The organism is Chitinophaga sp. ARDCPP14 (assembly GCF_051362515.1).
Lineage (GTDB): Bacteria > Bacteroidota > Bacteroidia > Chitinophagales > Chitinophagaceae > Chitinophaga.
Genome location: NZ_JBKIXB010000005.1, coordinates 370,639 through 394,960 on the forward strand (window position 1 = coordinate 370,639; position 24,322 = coordinate 394,960).

Below are 24,322 nucleotides of genomic sequence, written 5' to 3' on the forward strand. Positions count from 1 at the left end.
ATTTGTGAGTTAGATAGAAATGGCAACAGGTACGTTCAGGATTTTTTCATATTTATATCCAGGATACGACCATGGGGATTATTGAGAACATTCACCAGGATGTTCTGGTAGTACTGCATAAATATTTGAATAGTGGCATGTTCATACAACTCACTGCTGTATACAAATGCAATACGAATGCCTTCTCCTTTACCGGGGTATACTTCCGCTTTGAGTTCGTACTGGGTTAGTTTCCGTTCCTTTCTCGTGTCTATTGTAGTGAACGCCAGCTGATCCAGCTCCACTTCATTGTCAAGAAAGTTTGCATAGGAAAAATGAATATGAATAAGCTTTTCATGTTTATCTCTTTTTATCAGCGACAACATCTCATCAAATTGAAAATCCTGGTTATCAAATGCATCTAAAACGCAATCTTTCACTGCTGCCAGAAACCCGTCATATGGCAGTTCCCTTTCCACCTGCACTCGCAGTGGCAGCTCATTTACAAATGTGCCGACTATATCGCGGAACTCAGGCCTGTTCCTGCCGATGGTATCAGACCCGACTATGATATCAGTGTTACCCGACACCCTGGCTAACAGGATATAATACACGGAGAGCAGGAACATAAATTCCGATACGTTTGCACTGGCGGTAAATTCCCTGATCCGGGCATAAAGTTCGCGATCAATTACCAGCTCGCTGCTGGCGGCGGTGTAAACAGTCACTTTATCCCTGTTCATCATCACCGGCAGGTCGGGAGCACGCAGCTCGCCAGACAACTGCCTCCTCCAGAATTCCCTTTGAGCAGTATATGCACCACCATCAGCGTGCTGCCATACTGCATAGTCGATATACCTGTAGGGAAGCTGTTTCAGTTCTTCACCCTTATACGCCAACTTAAATTCATTCATCAAAATGTTAAGCGAAATGCCATCACACACAATATGATGTATGTCAATCAACAAAATATTCCCGAGTCTTTCGTCCTGTAACAGACCTACTCTTAGCAGCGGAGGGCTGGACAAATCATGTGGTTTCACAAAATCAGCCAACGCGGCGGCGGCATCGTTATATTTCCCGGCGTCCAGCCTGGAAATCCTGAACGTTACCGTTTCTTCCACTTGTTGAACCACTGTATCACCTGCAATAAACAAGCAGGTTCTCAATGCCCCATGTCGCCGGATCAGGTATTCAAATGTCTGCTGTAAGTTGTCAGGATCTACTTCCCCTTCCAGCTTGTAGGCACTGTTGATGTTATAAGCGAGGTTGTCTCTTTGGGACACCTGTTCATAATACAGCCGGCGCTGCGCCGCGGAAGCGGGGTAAAAAGGTGCTTCACTGGCTCTTATAAAAGCAGGCAGGAGATTTTTATGATGGTTCTCAATAAGGCTGGTAAGCTCTTTTACGGTGGGATGTTCGAAAATATCCCTTAAAGTAACTACCGAAGAAAATGTACTGTTAATGGCGTTAATCAGGCGATGGGCGATAATGGAGTGTCCGCCGATAGCGAAGAAGTTGTCCTCTACCCCAACATTATTTTTCTCCAGGTGCAAAACATCCGCCCAAACTTCGATCATTTTTTCCTCCATTGCATTCGCGGGCGGCACATAACTTTCTGATGGCAGTAATTCAGGATCCGGCAAAGCCTTCCTGTCCAGTTTGCCGCTGGCTGTCAGCGGCATCTGTTCCAGCTGTACGAAAGCCCCCGGAATCATATAACCGGGCAACTGTCCTTTCAAAAAGTCTCTTAACTGGTTTTCATTGATCTGATCTCCCGCAGTATAATAAGCTACCAGGATTTTGTCGTTCCCTCTTTCTTTTACGGTCACCGCTACCTCTTTCAGCATACCCGGCAAAAGCAGTTGATTTTCTATTTCCCCGGGTTCTATCCTGATCCCCCTAATCTTTACCTGGTTATCGGCCCGGCACAAAAACTCCACATTACCATCAGGCGTCCATCTTGCAAGGTCCCCTGTTTTGTAAATTCTTTCCCCTTTTATAACAGGGTGCTGTATAAATTTTGAATCTGTCAGCTCCGGATTATTCAGGTATCCCCTGGCCAGTCCAGCACCCGCTATGTGCAGTTCACCGGCAACTCCTACCGGTACAGGTTTACCATTTGCACTGAGTATATATAGCCTGGTGTTATCAATGGGCTTACCTATCGGCACAGGCTTCGAGGTTTCCTCCATTGTGCAGTTGTAGTGCGTAACGTCTACCGTTGCTTCTGTAGGACCATATAAATTAATCAGCGAGCTGCCACAATTCCTGAATAAAGATTCCCGGAACATGGCAACATGTTCAGCCTTCAACTCCTCCCCACTTGAAAATACCTGTTTCAGGGTATGCAGGCGGGTAAAATCGAATGAGGCATCCAGCACCGGGAGAAAGGCACTCAACATAGATGGAACAAAGTGTATGGTTGTCACACCATTTTCGGATATGGCGGTAACTATTTTCGCGGGTTCCTTTTCTGCTCCCGGTTCCAGCAGGCAAAGCGAAGCACCGGTAAATGCCCACCAGAAGAGTTCCCAAACGGAAACATCAAATACCAGCGGCGTTTTCTGCAGCAGCACACTCTCTTCCTGCAGCGGGTATTCCTTTTGCATCCAGAATAGGCGGTTGATAACCGAATGATGTTCAATCATCACCCCTTTGGGTTTTCCGGTGGAACCGGATGTAAATATAATATAGGCAAGATCCTGACCTGATAACCCCGCATTTTCAAATCCGGCCGGCTGTGAAAGTATTTCAGGAATCACCCTGTTCAGATCCAGCAGCTGGTAATCATTGCTGCATTGCATGTCGCCGGAAGGATTCCGGGCTAACACCATGCGAATACCTGCGTCTTTTAAAACAGACTTTATCCTTTGCGCAGGATGTCCGGGATCAACCGGAACATACACACCTCCAGCTTTAAGGATACCAAATACAGCCGGGATCAGCCACTCATTGCGATCCATCATTACCCCAACCAGCTCTCCTTTCTTCAGGCCTTTTACTTCACTCAAATAACGGGCTGTTTTGTCAACCCTTTCCTGAAGTTCCTGGTAAGTATTGCTCCCATTATGAAAACGAAGCGCAATATTATCCGGCGTCTTTCTCACCTGCTCATCAAATACCGCGGTAATGGTCTTATTGGGGTAGGCTGTGGCAGTATCATTAAACCGGTGAAGCAGCAGGTGCTGCTCATCGGGGGGAACCATTTCAATATTTGCCAGGCTGATGTTGACATTATTAACTACCTCGCTGATTATCTGCTGAAAATAGCCTGCCCATCTTTCAATCGTCTGCCTTTCAAATAAATCCGCCGCATACTCAAACTCAAAAGTAAATATAGACTGGTGTTCTGTCACTAATAGAGAGAGGTCGAATTTGGAAATTTCCTTTGTTGCTTTCAGCCTCGACAACTTCATCCCTGGCAGTGAAAACTCCTGTTGTTCAAAGTTCTGCACCGCCATAAAAACATCAAACAGGGGATTACGGCCGCTGCTTCTATCTATCTCCAGGTCTCTTACCAGCATTTCATAATCCCAGTCCTGGTGATCGAAAGCCTCAATTGCTGTTGATTTTATCTCCTGCAGGAAGTCCCGGAAAGAGCGATTCGCACGGGGAAAGTTTCTCAATGCAATTGTATTGACAAAGGGGCCTATTGTTCTTTCCACGTCTTCATGAAACCTGCCGGAAGTTGGGGTACCCACTACGATATCTTCCTGGTTCGTCAATTTACTGAGCAGGATATTATACACAGCCAGCAACAGCATGAATATAGTAGTACGCTCCTCCCTGGCTATACTCCTCAGCCTGGCCGACTGAAGTTCAGCTAACTGAAAAATAACTGCGCTTCCTTTATAGGTCTTATGAAGCGGTCTTGAAAAATTGTATGGCAGATCGATTACCGGGGGAACGGGCGAAAATTTGTTAACCCAGAATGCCCGCTGCTGCTGTATTTGATCTTCTTTTATCTTATCCTGCTGCCATTCCGCATAATCTTTATACTGCAATCTTACCCCGGGCAGCAGCTGATCATGATACAGGGAGAGGAATTCCTGCATAAGCACACTGTTGGATATTCCATCGGAAATGATGTGATGAATATCTACAATCAGTATTTTTTCCACGTCAGATTCAAAAAGCCCCACCCTGATAAGAGGAGCGTGCTTCAGGTCGAAAGGCCGGATAAATCCCTGTACCTTTGCTTGCATATCGTTGTGTTCCTGCTCATAGCGTTCGATGGAAAAAACGGGTGCTGCCAGCACGCTTTGCATTATTTCTCCATCCACCACTTCAAATTGTGTCCGTAAAGTTTCATGCCTGCCGATCAGCTGCCTGAAGCTCTCCTCCAGCTTCAGCACATCTAATGCACCCACAATCCTTACCCCCTGCGGCATATTATAAGCGAGAGACGTCCTGTTCATTTCATGGAGAAAATAAAGCCGCTTCTGAACAGCCGACAACCGGTAACTGCCGGTGCCGGACGTTATGCGAACAGGAGGGGCCAGCTCACTTGAACTTACTGAACTGAAAAAGTCAAGTATCTCTGGTTTCCGGCGCCTGATAGATGCAATAATTTCCTGTGTAAGGGCCGCCTTATCGCCACGAACTTTTACATCGTTATCAGCAACAGAAATTACAATGTTATTCTCTTTTCTTAACCGGGTGATGTACTCATCTATTCTCATAACGATATTTCAATTACGTCATCATCGCCTTCGAACGCATGTTCAGCCGGCAGTATGGTGGCAATATAAGATGCAAGCTCTGCTATGGTCTGTCTTACAAAAACTTCTTTTAGCGTAATCCGTACTCCAAAAGTTTTATTCAACCTGTTTAACATGGTAATTGCTTTCAAAGAATGTCCTCCAAGCTCAAAAAAGCTTGTTCTTACCCCTATCTGTTGCTCATCCAGTTTCAGCACCTCCGCCCAGATGATGACCAGTGCTCTTTCCAGGTCATCTGCAGGCGCTGCAAAATCCATTGTTTGTTGTATTTCCGGAGGAGGCAGTGCATTGCGGTCCACCTTTCCATTGGAAGACAGGGGGAACTGATCCAGTTGAACCAGGTACGTTGGGAGCATATATCCCGGCAATAGGCTGCTTAAATATTTTTTCAGGTCCGATTTATCTGTTTCCTGTCCGGCAACATAATACGCACATAAAAAAGGCGCTGCACCATTGTCGCTTCTCACCATAACCACTGCATCCGTTATGCCATCATACCGGAGCATATTATGTTTCAGGTCATCCGGCTCAATACGTATACCGCGTATTTTAATTTGCTGGTCTGTACGACCCAGAATTTCAAGTTTACCATCTTCATGCAGGCGGCCAATATCCCCTGTTCTGTATATCAGGTCATTGTTGTTTACAGCAAACGGATTCTGTATAAACAGGGCATTGGATATCCCGGCATCCACGAGGTAGCCGGCGGTTCTATATGGCGTACGTATATATACTTCTCCCCTTACTTTCTTCGGACAAGCGTTCAGTGTATCATCCAATACCATGAACTGGGCTCCCGGCATAGCAGTTACCGGGATAAAGGAAGCGAGGTAGTCTGCCGGTTTGATGAAATAAAATCCTTTTACCAGTGTTGTTTCTGTAGCACCATAGAGATTAACCAGCTGAATACTGTCTCCGAACCTGGCATACCAGTCACTCAACTCATAGGGCAAAATCTTTTCGCCAGCCAGCAATATCCATTTCAGCTGGTGGAAAACCGGTCCGGACAGATCGCCTGTTCTGATCAGTTTAAAAAGACTGGGGACACAATGAATCAGGTTTATCCGCTCCCGCTCTATCCAGGCAATGAGGCTATCTCCGTCGGCAAAGATGTCTTCATCCGGGATACAAAGCGTACCCCCGGCACAAAGTGCCACGAAAATATCTCTCATGGATGCATCGAATCCCAGGCTGGTAAACTGACTGATCCTGCAGGATTGCTCTACTTTCAATGTGCTGATTTCCCAACCGATGAAATGCGAAAGGCTTCCGTTCCTGCCCGCCACTCCTTTAGGGATACCGGTTGTGCCGGAGGTAAAGTAAGCATATATAATATCCTCTATTGTATAATCGTTTGCCCGCTCAAACAGTGAAGAAGCACGCTCAGCTTCCTCTCCGGTAACAGACAGCCACTCCGTACGGCCAGCAAAAGGTAACTGCGCCACCGCCTCTGATTCCTGATCAGTAAGGATCAATTTCATTTGCACACTGTTCACCATTGCAGCCAGCCGATGATCCGGCAAAGCCGGGTCCAGTGGCACAAATGCCAGCCTGACTTTTAAGAGTGCTACCATCGAACATACCTGCAGGTATTTGTTTTTGCAAAAAACACCCACAAATGAACCCGGCGCTAACCTCAATGATGAAATAGTATTGGCGATTCTGTTGATGGTTGATTCCATTTCCGCATAGGAATGCGTAATGCCTTTATATACTACCGCATCGTTCTGGGCATGTTGACGAAATGATGTGTGGAGTCGTTCCTGTATGGTCATCCTGCCATGCGCTACTTCAATGTCAGCTGAAAACGTTGCTTTCATCGTGGCATCAGCCGCCTCATCGAACACACTGATACTGCTCAAAGCGGACAACGGACGGGTGGCGATACTGTGAATAATATGCTTCATCCCACTGAGCACCTGGTCAATAGTAGCCTGATCGTACCTGCGCTGATTAAAATCGAGTTGTATAGTAAAGTCATTTTGCGGCAGTATGCGTACAATAAGGTCATAATTGGTTTTAACATTATAGGCCGCAGAGATGATATCAAAGCCTTTCCCGTCCTTCTCTGCAGCTGACATATCTTCCAGCTGCCTGGCAACAGGGTAGTTTTCAAATACCATGATATGATCTATCAGTTTCCTGCCCAACTTACTGAAAGACTGAAGTTCTGATAAAGAATGGTAGTGATACTGCTCGCTCCGGAGGTCATCCTCCTGCGCTACCTTCAGCAATTCGCTCAAACTGCAGTCCTGGTCTAATTTAAGCCTGACAGGGACTGTATTAATAAATAATCCAACCATGGTTTCCACCCCTTCAATCTCCGCAGGGCGGCCTGAAACCACCGCGCCATAAACAACATCTTTCACATTGTTAAAGCGGGCAAGCAGGATACCCCACGCCACTCTTATAATGGTGTTAATTGTTACACCATATCCGGCTGAAACCTTTGCCAGTGATGCGACCACTTCCTGTGTCAGCTTTAACTCACTGATCAGGTGACTGCCCTGTACCACTTCACCGGCCGGAATTTCTTTTTCAGGTAAACGTGCCAGCAGATCGTATCCTTCCAGGTAAGTTTTCCAGTAGTGTGCGGATTCGTTCCTGTCTCTGCTCTCCAGCCAGTCTATATACCGGGAATACGGTTTAACGGCAGCATTGATAAGAGATTCATTCAATTGCAGCTTTGTATAAATTTCGTTGAAGTCTTTTACGATAATACCAATACACCAGCCATCCATCAGTATATGATGGTGACTCCATATCAATTCATATTTCCTGTAACCAGTTTGGAGTACGGTCAGTCGCATCAGCATATCTTTCTGCAACAGGAAAGGTTTCAACCTGTCGTGGTTCCGGTAGGCTTCCAGTACCTGCTCCCTGCCCGATTCCAGGCATTCATCCTGCACATCGTGATAGTGGAAGTCCATCTTCCTTTCTTTTAGTACTACCTGCAACGGGCGATGGTACCGGTCATGTAAAAACTGTGTCCGTAGCACGGCGTAACGTGCTACCAGCACATTCATGGCCGATTCAACCGCGGTAATATCCAGCTCCCCTTCAATATGAATGACGGTTTGACCATGATAATCTTCCGCATCAGGATTCAATAACGAGTGAAACAGAATTCCTTCCTGCGTGGGAGACAACGGATAAATATCTTCCACCTCCTGCTGCTCCTGTAATTCGTCCAGCAGATCTACCGGGATACTCTTACAGGTAAGATCGGACGGACACAGTAATAGCCTTTGCCCGGAGCCGCAGTAATCGATTACCTCACCTAGGCACTCCCTGTACGCATTCATAAACGAGCTGATTGTATCCGGGCGATACTGTGATGTGCTATAGTTCAGCTGTACCTGCAGCTGGCCGGAGCTGATCATTGCAACAATATCCCAATCATACAATCGCACATCTTCCGGCGAGATCGTTTCGCCATGAGGATCCGAAGAGATCTTATAAGATCTGCCTGCAGTATCACTATCGAACTGGCCCAGGTAGTTAAACGTGATTCCGGCGCCTTGCTCCTGCCCTTCCGGACCTGACCTGCGCTGCTGCATGAGCAGGTAGTCCATTCCTCCGTTCGGGACATTTCTGAGTGTTTCCCGGATATCGCGGATGAGTACACCCAGGTCATCGCTGTCGCTGGTTAGTACTACAGGATAAATACTCGTAAACCAGCCTATAGTGCGGCTCACATTAACGGTACCACCAATATCCGAGCGTCCATGACCTTCCATGTCAATGCGTAGTACCGGCGCCGCATACTGCCTGCGTATACTCAGGTAAAGGGCGGCTAACAATATATCATTCACCTGCGTATGTTGCGCATGGTGTATCAGCTTCCTGGTAACGTTACTGTCTAATGCAAAAACCTCACGACGTATGGAGGCCTGTATTCCCCTGACACCTGGATAATCTTTAGGTAAACGGAAGACCGGTTGTTCATCAATCCGGAACCAATGCATGCAGGCTGACCGGAAGGCATCACTTTCCGCATACGACAACAAAGCAGCGGACCATTGCTGGAAGGCATCTGTCTTCAACGGTAGTGATAGTGTTTCCCCCTGTACAGCCTGACGATATAATGTTTCGATATCCTCGAACAGTATCCGCCAGGAAACACCATCGATGACCAGGTGATGAATAATCAACACCAGGCGGCTGCCGTCCGGTACATGAAACAGCCCAAGCTTTAACAACGGGCCCGTGGCAAGGTTGATACCTGATTGAAGGACATTACAATGTGATATGAAATCGGCCTGCCAGTCATCTTTCTTATACAGGTCAACCACCTCCAGTGATACCGGCATACCAGTAACCTGGTTGCGCTGAACCACTGTACCCTCCTGTTCTTCAAACACCATACGCAATGCATCATGATGATCCGTCAGCTTCCTGAATATTTTAAGCACCCGGTCTGCGGCCAGCTGCTCCGGGAAGTGAAGCACCACCGACTGGTTAAAGTGATGCTTTTGTTCCAGTGGACCATCAAAGAACCATTGCTGGATTGGCGTCAGCCCAACCTCCCCCGATACCGCTGCCTGAGAAGAGATAGCGGACAAACGTCTCAGTTTTAACGACAACTCACGGATAGTCTGACTGCCGAAGATATCCCTGATTGTTGTTTCATATCCTGCGGAACGAAGACGCGAGGTTATTTGTATAGATTTGATAGAATCGCCACCCAAAGAAAAGAAGTTGTCGGTAACGCTTACCTGTGCGATGCCCAGTACACTTAACCATATTTCTGACAGCAGTTTCTCTTCCGGGGTAACGGCTGGTAAAAACGCTCCTGATGATGACACTTCAGGATCAGGCAAACCACGCCTGTTTATTTTTCCGTTCGGAGTTAAAGGCATGGATTCCAGTTGCACAAACAAGGCAGGAATCATATAATCCGGCAGCTGTTGCTGCAGGAAAGCACGCAATGAAGCTGCCGCAACAGGTGAAGCCGATACGTAATACGCAATCAGGGATTTCGTTCCATTCAATTCCCTGATAATCACCGCCGCTGCCTGAACCTGTTCGTGTTCCAGCAGGCAGTTCTCGATTTCACCCAATTCTATTCTGAACCCACGCAACTTTATCTGGTTGTCTATTCTGCCCAGGAACTCGATATTACCATCAGGCAGCCATACGCCAAAATCGCCTGTCCTGTACATTAATCCCGACCCGCTGATAGTATCAGGTAAAAATTTCGTGTTGGTCAGATCGTTATTATTCAGGTATCCTTTTGACACACCGATACCTGCAATACAAATCTCTCCTTTTACACCAGGCGGTTGCAGTTGTTGACGACTATCCAGTATGTATAACAGGGTATTGTCTACCGGCTTTCCAATCGGTATAATGTGATTCTTCTGTACATCATAATCTTCCACTACATAGTAGGACACTACATCCGTACATTCGGTAGGGCCGTAGGAGTTCATGACCTTTGCCTGGAAGTGGCCGGATTTTATCCAGCCGGCAAAAGCACCCATATTGATATTCTCTCCTCCTAATACAACATATCTGATGTGTTTAAGGCGATCATATTTATTGGGAGCACATTCTTCCAGTAAAGGATAAAAGGCTGCAGGCGCACAGTTGACCACGGTTACTTTTTCAGCCGCTATTGTAGCTGACATTTTAAGATAATCATGCTGTATCTCCTCTGCCAGAGTCAACCTTGCTCCCGTTACTAATGGTGCGAAAAAGTTCTTCTGTGCAAGGTCAAAGGCGATAGGGGCGATCAGCAGGAAGTTATCCAATGTGGTTGTATCCAGCGCCCTGACATACCAGTTCACCAGGTTCAGGAACGAAATATTTTTAATGGCGGCACCTTTCGGGTTTCCGGTAGACCCCGAAGTATAGATCACATAAAACAGGTCGCCGGCAGAGACCCGCGGGAAAGTCCCGGTCACGGGAACATCCTTTATGCTTTGTTCCAGTGCATCATACCGCAAAATATTTGTATCAGTTATGCTATATACACCTTCTTCCGGAATATCAGTGATCAGTACTTTCATTCCGCTATCCCTGGCCATAAACCTGATCCTTTCAACAGGCGTTTTGGGATCAATCGGAAGATAGCAGGCGCCCGACCGTAAAATTCCCATGATAGTAAACACCAGGCGTTCTGATTTTTGCATCAGTACCCCTACCACATGATTTACGCCGATACCATGCTCTTTATTCAGACACAGTCCGATCCGGCGGGCTTTGTACATTAATTCAAGGTATGTCACGGCTATGTTACCAGATGTGACTGCAATATTATCCGGCGTTTTTGCTACCTGTTTTTCGAACAGTGAAATAATATTTTCTTCCTGGTCAATGTCAACAGCGGAATCATTGAACTCAACCAGCAGCTGGTCTATTTCTGTTTGATTCATCAGGTTGCCTGTAATTACCAGGGCCTGAGGGGACATTACAATATTATTCAGGGCGCTTTCAAAATATTGAATAAACCGTTGAATAAAAGTTTGTTTGAATTTCTGTGTCGAGTAGTTTATGCTGATTTCAAAATTCCCATTCCTGGTACTGATGTTAAAATCAAGATCGGTATTTGTAACTGCATAAGATTTGATATCCAGGTCGGCGGATATCGCTGCGGGAGCATTTCTGTCAGTCTCGTATAAGGCCTCATTGTAAATATGGAAATCCACGTAATTGAAGATCGAATCAAATAGCGGGTTTTCGTTAAATCCTGCGCGGTCAATGAGTTTAAGTATGTCAAATAATGACAACTGCTGATACCTGCCAACATCAATCATCTTTTTATCGACCAACTGCAGCAATCCGTTCCAGGAAAGCTCATTGGGGAACCTGAATCTGTAAGGCACGGTATTCAGGAAGCAGCCCAGTACCTGGTCTCCGCCTTCTTCCGCGGGCCGGTTGCTGGATACCAATCCTACAATTACCTCGTCGTTGTAAGTAAACATCTTCAGGACGGCCAGGTAAGCCGACACCAGGATTGTTTTTATACCAATCCCTTTATCCCTGGAAAAGGAGGTCAGTCTTTCATATAGCTCGCCTGAAAGTCGTTGCTGTTCTTGTCCTACACTGTGCCGTTTTACATGCCCTGTATCCGCCAGTTCCTGTTTGGCGACGTCATGCAATTCCTCCTGCCAATACTGGGATATTGCCTTATTACGTTTGGCAAGCAGTTCCTGTATCACATAATGTTTATAGGAAACGTTGATGGCTGCCGGGCGGAATGAGCGATCCGCCAATAATTTCAGATAAGTATTATTGAGTTCCGTCATGAATGAGGCAACACTCCATCCATCCATAATCGAATGGTGACATACCCATACCAGGAAGTAATTTTCGGGAGACAATCTGAAAATATTCATTCTCCAGAGAGGAGGTTGTTCATAATTGAAGGGCGCCTGCCTGTCGGATGCCATAAATTCAATTACAGTGGATTGCTGCTCGTTTTTCTCCAGGTGTGAAATATCAGAGAAACGGATAGCTGCATCAATGTGTTTGTACACAACATGCAACGGCACTTCATCATCACTCATATTGAAGGCAGTCCGGAGCACCCCATGCTTTTCGACCATCAACTGCAAGGCATGCTGAAACAAATCTGCGTTGAATGAGATATAGCGAACATTGAATGTACTCTGATCATGATACAAAGCGCCTTCACTGGCAGAAAGAGAATGATAGATCATTCCTTTTTCGATATCACTCATCGGGAAAACTTCCGCTACATTTTCACGGTCCATAAACCTGGCATTCAGCTCATCCAGCTCCTGCATCACCTGGCTGGCAGCAGCAACGGCAAGCGGCTCCTGCTGCTTTGTTTCCAATCGTTTAGCCAACAGGGAGATAGTAGGACACTCAAATATGTCAATTAACCCGATACCCGTAGCGGCTCGTTTCCTGATGGCAGGCAGCAGCCTTATTGCCTTGATGGAATCGCCTCCTATAGCAAAGAAATTATCTGTTAAAGAGATGGCACGCGTACCAAGTACTTCTTCCCACGCATCCAGCATTATCTTCTCACTTTCTGTTTCAGGCGCAATACCCGCGTCCTGTTTTCCAGCCCCCGGCACGGGTAACGCTGCTTTGTCAAGCTTTCCGTTTGAGGTTAGCGGGAAGTGATCCAGGTAGATAAAATAAGAAGGGACCATGTAGTCCGGTATTTTCTCCAACAGGTAAGTGTGCAATGCGGTACTGCTTATTTCTTCCTCCGCGGTATAATAGGCCACCAGGTATTTGTCGTCTTCTTTTTCACGGGCTTCCACCACCACTTCACCAATACGGCTGTTACCTGATAAGGCGTGCGCTATTTCCCCCAGCTCTATACGGAAACCCCGTAACTGTACCTGGTGGTCTTTCCTGCCAAGGTATTCAATTTCACCTCCGGGCAGCAAACGCCCAAGATCGCCGGTGCGGTAAAGCCGCCCTCCCATTTTATACGGATCCTGTACAAACTTTGCAGATGTTAAGACTTCGTTGCCCAGGTAACCCCTGGAAACACCAGATCCCCCTACGTATAATTCACCGGTGATACCAGCCGGAACCAGCCGCTGATGCTCATCCAGCAGGTAAACTGATAAAGTAGGGATAGGTTTGCCAATGTTGCTGATATTACTGCTGATCTCTTTTTCTGTGATCTCTTTATAGGTAACATGCACCGTCGTTTCCGTAATCCCGTACATATTAATCAGCTTAACAGCAGGATACAGCTCCCGCCATGAATGCAATTTCCCAGGGCTCAGTGCTTCTCCCCCGAAAATAACATAGCGTAAAGACAGACCCGTTACAGTCAATTGCAAAAGATTATAAAAAGCACTGGGCGTCTGATTCAGCACCGTTACCCCTTCCTCCCGCAATAATTTAAGATACAAACCCGTATCACGCGCTGTCATCTTCGGAACGATAATCACCTTACCCCCGGTTAACAATGCCCCAAAAATCTCCCATACACTGAAATCAAAGCAGTGGCTATGGAACATCGTCCAAACATCTGCCGGACCAAAGGAAAACTGGAAATCATCGTTGCAGAGCAACCGCACTACATTACGATGCTCTACCATCACGCCTTTGGGATTTCCTGTTGTTCCCGAAGTATAAATAACGTAACATAAGTCCGATGGCAGCGGCTTGTCAGGCGAAACAGCGCTGAACTGATCCCTGTCTTCTATTAACACCACCGCTATACCTGGCTTTACCAGGTCTGCAAACTCCTTTGTTGTCAGCACCAACCGGGTCTGACTATTATCCAGCAGGTAATTCCTCCTTTCTTCCGGATAGGTAATATCAACCGGCAAATAGGCGCCACCGGCTTTCAGAATACCCAACATGCCTACCACCATTTCTATCGAACGGTCCATCAAAAGACCTACTACCGCATCTGGTTTCACTCCACGGGCCGTCAGCTGCGCGGCCACCTGCCCGGCCTGTTCATCCAGCTGTGCATAGGTAATAGCAGCCCCTTCATATTGTACGGCTGTATTCCCAGGCCACTTTGTTACCTGTTCATCAAACAGGTCAAGTATCGTTTTATCTTCAGGATAGTGGCTGTTGGTATAGTCCAGGTTATTTACCAGTGCTGCTTTCTCCAATTCAGAAAGCAGCTCGATTCCGGATAGGGTTAATGCAGGTGCGGCGACCATCCGGCTAAGTACCTGTTGTAAATGATGCAACATATTTCTGATAATCTCATCAGCATATACGTTATTATTATAACTGATTTTCAGCAGGATGTCTTTGCCGGGATATATCGTTATCCAAAGGTCATAGTTCGTTTTCTCGTATGTTTCTACCGCTGTGATGCTGAGTCCATCACTGATGTTCTTTACGTCTTCATCAAGCGGGTAATTCTCGAAGGCCATAATGTGGGTGAACAAACGGCTGCCCAATTCATTTGCGCCCTGTATTTCTGACAACGGGTAATAATGGTGCAAATTCGCTTCCAGGTCCTGCTGCTGTGTATCTTTTAGTAGTTTTTCCACTACCGCTGCATTATCCAGTATGATTCGTACCGGCACAGTATTAATAAATAAACCGACCATAGATTCCACACCGGCAATTTCACCGGGGCGGCCGGATACGACCGTACCAAATACCACATCGTCCAAATTACAATAGCGACCGAGCATTATTCCCCAGGCTACTTTAAATATTGTATTAATGGTTACCCCCACTTTTGCAGAAAGTGATTCAATGGATTTTGTCAGCTCCGCACTGATAGGCGCCTGATGTGTAACGATCGTATAGGATGAACTATCTGAAATACGCAATGCTTTCCCAGGCAAATCCGCCTGTTGGCTATATCCCCGGAGATACTCCTTCCAATAGGCAGCTGATTCATTCCTGTTTCTCGTCTCTAACCACGTTATATACCGGGAATATGGCGTAACCATACCCATTGAGATGGATTCACCGGACAACATCCTGGTATAAACTTCTTTAAAATCCCTGACGATAATACCAATACACCAACCATCCATCAGTATGTGGTGATGGCTCCATAAAAGCTCATACTCCCTGTGTCCCGTTTGGAGAACTGTCAGCCGCATTAACCTGCCTTCCTCCAACAGGAAAGGTTGGGACCTGTCAAGATGCCGGTAAGCTTCCAGCACCTGCTTTCTGCCTGATTCCAGGCATTCCTCACGAACGTCGTGATATTGGAAGTCGATTTTTCCACGCTTTAACACCACTTGCAGCGGACGATGGTAACGATCATGCAAAAAACGCGTCCGCAGTACTGCATAACGTGCTACCAGCGCATTCATGGCCGATTCAACCGCTGCAATATCCAGTTCGCCATCCATATGGATAAGCATCTGTTCAAAGTAATGATCGGATCCTTTATCCAGCAAGGCGTGAAATAAAAGCCCCTCCTGTGTGGGAGACAGCGGGTATATGTCTTCTACCTCCTGTTGTTCCTGTAATTCATCCAGCAAACTTACCGGGATGCTTTTCCAGGTGAGATCAGAAGGACTCAGTAATATCTTCTGTCCTGAGCTGCAGTAATCAATGACTTCACTTAAACACTCCCTGTATACATCCATGAACGCAGCTATCGTATCCGGATGATACTGTGACGTGCTATAATTCAATTGTACCTGTAACTGACCTGAGCTGACCATCGCGATGATGTCCCAATCATACAACCGTATTTCTTCTGGTGAGATGGTTTCCCCATGCGGATCTGAAGAGATACCATAAGATCTGCCCATGGTGTCGCTGTCGAATTGTCCCAGGTAGTTAAAGCTGATTCCGGTGTACTTGTCCTGCCTTTCCGGAGCTGACCTGCGCTGCTGCATGAGCAGGTAGTCGATCCCTCCATTTGGAACACTGCTGAGCGTTTGCCGGATGTCGCGGATCAATATGCCCAGGTCATCGCTGTCGCTTGTTAGTACTACGGGGTAAATAGTCGTAAACCAGCCTACGGTGCGGCTTACATTCACCGTAGCGCCAATATCCGAGCGGCCATGTCCTTCCATGTCAACCCGTAACACCGGTATCGCATACCGCCTGCGCATACCCAGGTAAAGGGCGGCTAACAACATATCATTCACCTGCGTGTGCTGCGCATGGTGGAGTAACTTTACAGTGGTATTACTGTCTAAGGTAAAGGCTTCACGGCGTAAGGAAGTGCGTCTTCCCAGCGCAACGGGATAGTCCCGCTGCAGCCGGAAGGCAGGCTGCTCATCGATCCGGGACCAGTACGCACTGGCCGAACGGAAGGCATCGCTTTCTGCATACCGCAATAAAGTAGCCGACCACTGCTGGAAAGCATCCGTCTTCAACGGTAGCAATAGTGGTTCTCCCTGCGCGGTTTGACGATATAACGTTTCGATATCCTCGAACAGGATCCGCCAGGAAACACCATCAATAACCAGATGATGAACGATCACCACCAGGCGGCTGCCGCCTGGCGTATAAAACAAGCCAAGCTTCAACAGCGGGCCCGTGGCCAGGTTGATACCTGACTGAAGAACATTACAATGTAATATGAAATCTGCCTGCCAGTCGTCTTTTTTATATAGTTCAATTACTTCCAGGGACACCGGCACACCAGTACCCAGGTTGCGCTGGACAATTGTCCCTCCCTGTTCTTCAAACACCATGCGTAAAGCATCATGATGATCAGTCAGCTTTCTGAATATGTCAAGTACGTGGTTTGTCTCTATCCTCCCGGGGAAATGAAGCACTACCGACTGGTTAAAATGATGGCGTTGTTCAAATGGGTGATGGAAGAACCATTGCTGGATGGGCGTTAACCCAACCTCTCCTGTTACTGCTGTTTGGGAAGAGATGGCTGATAAGCGTCTCAGTTTTAACGATAATCCCCTGATGGTCTGACTGTCGAAGATATCCCTGATCGTTGTTTCATATCCTCCCGAACGAAGCCGGGACATGATTTGTATGGATTTGATAGAATCACCTCCCAGTGAAAAGAAGTTATCCGTTACACTTACCCTTGTGATTCCCAGTACACTTACCCATATTTCTGACAACAGTTTTTCCTCCGCTGTAACGGCTGGTATGAACTCTCCGGCTGAAGATATTTCAGGATCGGGTAAACCACGCCTGTTGATCTTTCCGCTCGAAGTCAAAGGCATAGATTCCAGTTGTACAAACAAGGCAGGCATCATGTAATCCGGCAGTTGCTGCTGCAGGAACGCACGCAACGAAGCTACCGGAACGGGTGATGCTGATACGTAATAGGCGATCAGTGATTTTGTTCCATTCCCTTCCCTGATGATCACCGCTGCTCCCTGAACCTCTTCGTGCTCCAGCAGCCGGTTTTCAATTTCACCCAGTTCTATTCTGAAGCCACGCAACTTTACCTGATCATCTGTTCTACCCAGGAATTCGATATTACCGTCAGCATGCCACATCCCAAAATCCCCTGTTCTATACATCATTTCACCGGGATAAAAAGGATTTGGCACAAATTTCTGCGAGGTGAGATTTTCATTATGCAGGTACCCCTTTGCCAGTCCATACCCGGAAATGCAAAGTTCTCCTGGTACGCCAACAGGTTGCAATTCATTATTCAATCCAAGGATCAATATCCTGGTATTTGCTATCGGCTTTCCAATAGTAATCTGCGCCGGCGCCTCATTTTTCATAGCAAGAATGGAAGTACAAACTGTATACTCCGTAGGTCCGTATGCGTTCAGGAAAGTCCGCCCAGGCGTCCATTGCAATGCAATCTTCCTGTCACAGGCCTCTCCTGCCGAAATGATGGCCCTCAGCTGGTGCAGGCCGTCAGCGGGTAACACCCTTAAAACAGATGGAGGAAGCGTAACAACATCAATAGCCTGTTCTTTCAGCACTGAATACAAAACATCCGTAGAAAAAGTATCAGATCTTTTGAAGATGACTAAGGTAGCTCCGGAAGATAGTACCGGGAAAATTTCCGCAACAGACGCGTCAAATCCCAGGGACGAAAACTGTAGCAACCTGGTTTCAGGAGCGAGTGCCAATACGTTTGTAAAAACCGTTGCCAGGTTAGCCAGGCCTTTATGTCCCAGGAGCACGCCTTTCGGCCTGCCGGTAGATCCGGATGTATAAATAATATAAGCATTATCCCCTTCCTGCACTTCCCGGCCACCAGGCGTACCGGAAAACAGATCTCCTTCAATGAGTAAATCATCCTGTAATAAAAAATCCGGCAGGAGGCTGTCTGGCAGGCCTTCCTGGCCTGTTATAATCCCTGTGCCTCCGGAAAGAAAGTCACGATGTAGCCTGTCTGTAATACAATATCCCGGTTTACTCTCTTCCAGGATTGACCAGATCCTCCCCGCCGGCCAACGCGGATCCAGTGGCAGGTAAACGGCTGCCGCCTTCATCACGCCCAGTATATTGGCGATGGTAGCTGCGGAGCATTCCTGCAGGATGCCCACAATGTCACCATGCGATACCCCTTTCTCCATCAGGACCCCGGCTACCTGATCAGACCTCTCATCCAGCCGTTTATAGGTCATGCTTTCATACAGCTTCCGGTTGCCTGTTGTTGCAACGGCGCCCTCTTCGCCAAAAATTTTATGGTAGAATGGTTCACTACGGAAACGTTGCGGGAAATGAGGCAAATCGGTATCAAAATCAATTTTCTCACCGGAGATGCGGGTCAAACAACCTTTGATGCTAAAGTCGGGATTAATGCCGTTATCATTCAGCCGCCTGTCAATCACCATCTCAATCATATCGCCCTTGCCAACCGGAAGCCCGGGGTAAAAAACAGGCACGAATACCGGCAGCCAGCAATATTCATATTCAAGTGTATCCAGTACTTCCCCATTTGCACCCGGCATCGTTAACCATACCAGGAATCCCTGTATAGTGTCCTCCCTCCGGATATAAAATTTCACAGCATGGCTATCTTCCGGTTTTACCGCTCCCCCGTTAAAATCCAGGTCTTCAAATGTTTCAGCGCCGGATAAAAGATATTCCTGTGAAAAGTTCCTCAGACAAAGCCTTATATCGGCACTTCTACCGATGTAATCAAATGTTTTGCGGACATAAGGAGCCGAAACATCAGAAAAACCGGGTGTATCAATAAAATATCCGGGTAAGCTAACCGGCGCAATCCTGGTCAGATTTCTGCCGGGAATCATAATACCGTCTTCCTTCAGAAAACGCCTGGCATTATTCAACACTACGGCGGCGCCTTCGCAGCCACCTATAGGACCTACCAACTCCGACAAACATACATCAGCTTTCTCGGGTAAGTCTACCAGCATGGCATCCCCGTGAATCAGGTGAATTTTCTGATCCAATCCGGCATCCTTTAAAAACTGTTTTGCTTTGTTATAGGTTTCTTCCAGTATTTCGATGGCATATACTTTTTCTGCACCAGCTTCTATGCATAACCTCGACAATATAACATTAGGCCCTGTTCCTATTTCCACCACCACCTTTCCTTTCACATGTCTTCTGATCTCCTTTTCATACCACGCATTCCTTCTTACATCGTTCGTCATCGCATGGTACAACATGTCGTCATAAATAAAATATTCTGCCGTAGAAGGCCATAACTCCATCGGGTTAGCTACCTCATCCCGAATGGCCACGGCATCCGGATGTTGTGCTGCCTGTTGCTTAAACCGTTCCAGCACGGTAGCCGCCGGTGCGCCGGCAGGGGCAATACTATTGAATTCGTGCAGGATCTGATGCTGCTCAACAGGATTAATCAGCTGGATCGCAGCGATACTGATGCTGCTATCGGAAGTTACCGCCGATACTACATTTGTGAAAAAATGTACAAACCTTTTTATGGTGGCTTCCTTAAACAGATCTGTCGCATACTCAAAACTTAAAAACAGCTGACTGTCTTTCTCGTATGCCCGCAGGGTAATATCGAATTTTGAAATGGCATGTGCTGTTTTAAAAACAGAAATCTTCAGACCAGGGAGTAACAGCTCCTTTTCTCTGTAGTTCTCGTAAGAAAGCGCCACATCAAACAAAGGATTGCGGTTCGTCTTCCTTTCAATACTGAGGTCATCAATTAACTGTTCATATGGGTAGTCCTGGTGATCGAAGCAGGACAACATCTTATTTTTCACTTGCAGTAAAAATCCGCTGAAAGATTTGCCGGCAGCAGGATGATTTCGTATAGGTAATGAATTAACAAACATACCTACCATCGTTTCCAGGTCTGCATGCTGTCGCCCTGCTACCCCTGTTCCGATAACAATATCCTCTTCCCCGGTTAGTTTGCTGAGGAATATGTTAAAGACGGACATTACTGCCATATACATGGTAGCGCCGGCCTTTTCTGCTATTGATTTCAGCTGCTGCGTTTCCCGGATGGGGATAGAAAAATCAACCGCATGTCCATTAAAGCTGTTAATTACAGGTCTTGGAAAATCCGCCGGCAAATCCAGCTGCTGAGGCGATTCTGAAAATTCCTTCAACCAAAAATCCCGCTGGGTACGCATCTGGCGTTGTTGTACTTCGCCCGCCTGCCAAACTGCAAAATCTTTATACTGGTGTTTTAGTTCAGGGAGGTGCACTCCGTTATACAAGGACATAAACTCATCAAAAAGCACCTGCTGGGAAACACCGTCGCTAACAATATGATGGGTATCTACCATCAGGATATGCTCCTTCTCCGATAACTCAATAATACCTACCCTGATCAATGGTGGATTTTCAAGATCAAATGGTTTAATGAAGTTTTTTACTATCTCCTCCACATCCGGAAACTGTGCTTTATAATATACACAATTCATCGATACATCCGGAAACACACGCTGCACGGGTTCTCCCTCTTTCACAAAAAAACCAGTCCGTAAAATTTCATGACGGGATACGAGTGTTTTTAATGACTGCTCAGTCCTCAGTTTGTCGAGGGATCCCTCCAGCATCATTACGATACCACCATTGTAAGCAATGGAATGCTTATCATACTGATATAAGAAATAAAGGCGGTTTTGCCCGGATGAAAGCTTATAATATTCCTGCGCCGGCGCCTTTTGAATGTCTATATGCTTACGGGTTTCCGACTGTGCCAGTAATAACGCTAAACTCCTTACCGTCTGGTGTTGGAAGAAGTCTTTTATGGAAACAGATACCTGAAATACCTTATAAACCCTGCTCGCCAGCACTATAATGTGCAGGGAGTGACCGCCAAGTTCCGTGAACGTACGATCGATACCAATGTCCTCCTTATTCCGTTTCAGAATATCCGACCAGATCTCAATCAATTTTTCTTCTGTTTCGGTGGTGGGAGCGGTATAACCAAGTTGTTTTACAGATGGCGCCGGCAAGGCGTTCATATTGATTTTGCCATTCGCAGTCAAGGGCCACGCTGTCAGATGAACAATAAACGCAGGAATCATATAGTCCGGCAACAGATCAGCAAGAAAATCTTTGATGGCCACTTCGCTCAACAGGCTTTCAGAGAGATAGTAGGCAATCAAAACAGTATCGTCATCCTGCGCTTCCGCCTTCACCAATACCTGGTCCACGCCATCAAGCGACAGCATCGCCGTTTCAATTTCAGACAGCTCTATCCGGTATCCCCTTACTTTTACCTGGTGATCCTTTCTTCCTAAAAATTCAATATTCCCATCCGGCAGCCACCGGGCAACATCCCCTGTCATATACATTCTGGCGCCGCTTTCAAAAGGATTAGCGATAAACCGCTCATCAGTTAAGTCCTGTTGCTCCAGATATCCAATGGCTACTCCTGCTCCTGCGATATACAAATCTCCTTTCATGCCGATAGGAACAGGCATAAGGTGCTGATTCAATATATAACACCGGGCATTGCTGATTGGTTTTCCAATAGTAGGTGCTTTCTGAAAGTCCAACAGCTGATCGCGGTGAACATATCTCGCTACCGCGCCAATAGTTGTTTCAGTTGGTCCGTAGTGATTGATAATTTCGATAGACGGATGCAGTGCGAATGTTTGTTCTATTGCCCTCACCCTGATCTTTTCTCCGCCCAGTATCACCAGCCTTAAGTCCGTGGCTGTTTTAAAATCAGGATGATCTGTTACAGCGCCATACAGGGAAGGCGTCAGCTTCAGGTAAGTAATATGATTTTGCCGGAGGTACCGGAGAAAAAAGGCAGGCTGCATGTAAACTTCCGCAGGCAATATATGCAGTTCCGCACCGGACAATATGGAGGAAAATATTCCTGTATAACCCAGGTCAAACGCAAATGATGTTACCAATGCGGTTTTATCGGTATGGTTTATTCTTGCAAATTTGTTGATCCAGGTGGCATAATTAATCACATTCTCATTTGAAATCATCACGCCCTTAGGCAGGCCACTGGTTCCTGAAGTATATATCACATACAGCAGATCACCGGGTGTAATGGTCACCAACGGATTTTCAGGAGAACTGTTATTCAGGTCCGGATGATCCATCGCCAGTTGATCAATTCCAACAGGAACATCAACCAATAGTTGTTGCTGCGTCAATATTAACCGGCAGCCTGCATCCTCACAAATTTTCTTCAGCCTGGATACGGATGTTTCAGGGTTCACAGGCAAAAACGCAGCCCCGGCTTTTAATATCCCCAGCATGCCGATCATCATTTCAACGGAGGGTTCTACCCGCAAACCGATGATATCCAGCCCCGGATGACTATTGAGTACCACGGCCGCCACCTGATTGGCCCGCTTATTCAATGCGGCATAGGAAAGCCTTGTTTCTCCAAAAACGACCGCAATATTATCCGGGTAAGCAGCCACCTGCCGCTCAAACATTTCAATAACAGACTGATAAGATGGTACATCGGCCTTCGTATCGTTAAAAGCATACAGGATGGTATCCTTTTCAGCCTCGTTTAACAACAACACCTCACTGACAAGCCTATCCGGGTAAGTTAGCACATCCCCGATAAGATGAATGAAGTAGCTTGAAAATCGCTCTATATAGTCCGTTGAAAAAATACTGCTTTTGTAGTTGAAGTCGATCACCAATGCGTCATCGGTAAAAACCTGGATAGACAGCGGCAGGTTTGTATTCTCATAATACCCGTGCAGCGCTATGTTCAGCCCCTCTACGCTGTCGAGGATGTTTTGATCAACCGGATAATTTTCAAAGCCAATACTCGACTGAAATAAGCTTTCATTTGCAGTGATGCCAACTGCCTGGTTAATTTCATGCAAAGATGAATGATGAAATTGACTTCTCTCTATCAATCCCGTATTCACACTTTTCACCAGCGCTTCGAGCGTTATCCGCTCATCAACATGAATCCTGATTGGGACAGAATTGATAAAATTTCCCACTACCGCCTGGCTTCCCTGCACAAAGGGGTTCCTGTTAGATACGGTCGTTCCAAACACCACATCATTTGTATTACCATACTGTTGCAGCAGCAAGCCATAAGCCGTATAAATAACTGCCGCTTTGGTAACTTTATTCTTTTTCACAAATTCATTAAGGCCATCCAGGTTTTTATTGATCCTCAGCTTGCTGACATCCTGCGACAGTTCTCCCTGGTTAGCAGCCTCCGACAAGGGGTGTCCGATTTCATATCCCTCCAGGTAGTTCTTCCAGTAACTTTCTGACGCCTCGTGATCCACCAGTTGCCAGCTATCCGCATAAACAGCGCCGAAGGCAGGTTTATCAGTGTGTTCAGGCGTATCCCCCTTATTAAGGCTGTTATAATACCGGAGCAAGTCTTTTATCACTATCGCCGTACTCCATCCGTCATATAAAATATGATGATGCGTGATGACAATGATAAAATCTTCCGCTGCCTTCTGAAATATCCTAACCCGCAGGGGCAAGGCTGTGAGGTCAAATTTCTCCTGCTGATCGTTCAACAGTTCCTGCGTGATTATACCGGCAGCTGTCTCAGGGCTATCTTTTGAGTAGTCGTAATATTTAATGTCGAGGTCACAGGACTTCAGAATTACTTGTATGGGAGCCTTTATTTCCTCCCATCTGAATACAGATCTCAATACATCATTCTCCGATTGTACCAGGGAGAATGCCTGTCTCAGGATGTTCATATTGAGCGGCCCCGATACCGCAAAGGATATCTGGACATTGTAAAGATTATAATCTGCTTCCTTCAAATAATGATACAACATGCCTTTCTGGACCATACTAAGCTCGCTGATCTCCTGCACATTTGATTTCTCAAGCTTCTTTTTCAAGGGAATAAGATTTAAGTGGGTAATATTTTTGAA

2 protein-coding genes are annotated in these 24,322 nt (G+C 46.5%); both read right to left on the minus strand.

Annotated features, from left to right (window positions below; all coding sequences use genetic code 11):
* Positions 1 to 35 precede the first annotated feature (35 nt).
* Positions 36 to 4,664, minus strand: coding sequence for an amino acid adenylation domain-containing protein (locus ACLHR0_RS16535; protein ID WP_436488036.1), 4,629 nt, complete (start codon positions 4,662 to 4,664; stop codon positions 36 to 38).
* Positions 4,661 to 24,289 (minus strand): amino acid adenylation domain-containing protein, encoded by a 19,629-nt coding sequence (locus tag ACLHR0_RS16540; RefSeq protein ID WP_436488037.1) that lies wholly within the window; start codon positions 24,287 to 24,289, stop codon positions 4,661 to 4,663. Before ACLHR0_RS16540 ends, ACLHR0_RS16535 begins: the two co-directional genes overlap by 4 nt.
* Between the last annotated feature and the right edge of the window lie 33 nt (positions 24,290 to 24,322).

What these genes read in the sequence shown, in the direction of transcription:
- ACLHR0_RS16535 (WP_436488036.1), bottom strand. Translation starts at nt 4,664, where the DNA reads ATGAGAATAGATGAGTACATCACCCGGTTAAGAAAAGAGAATAACATT.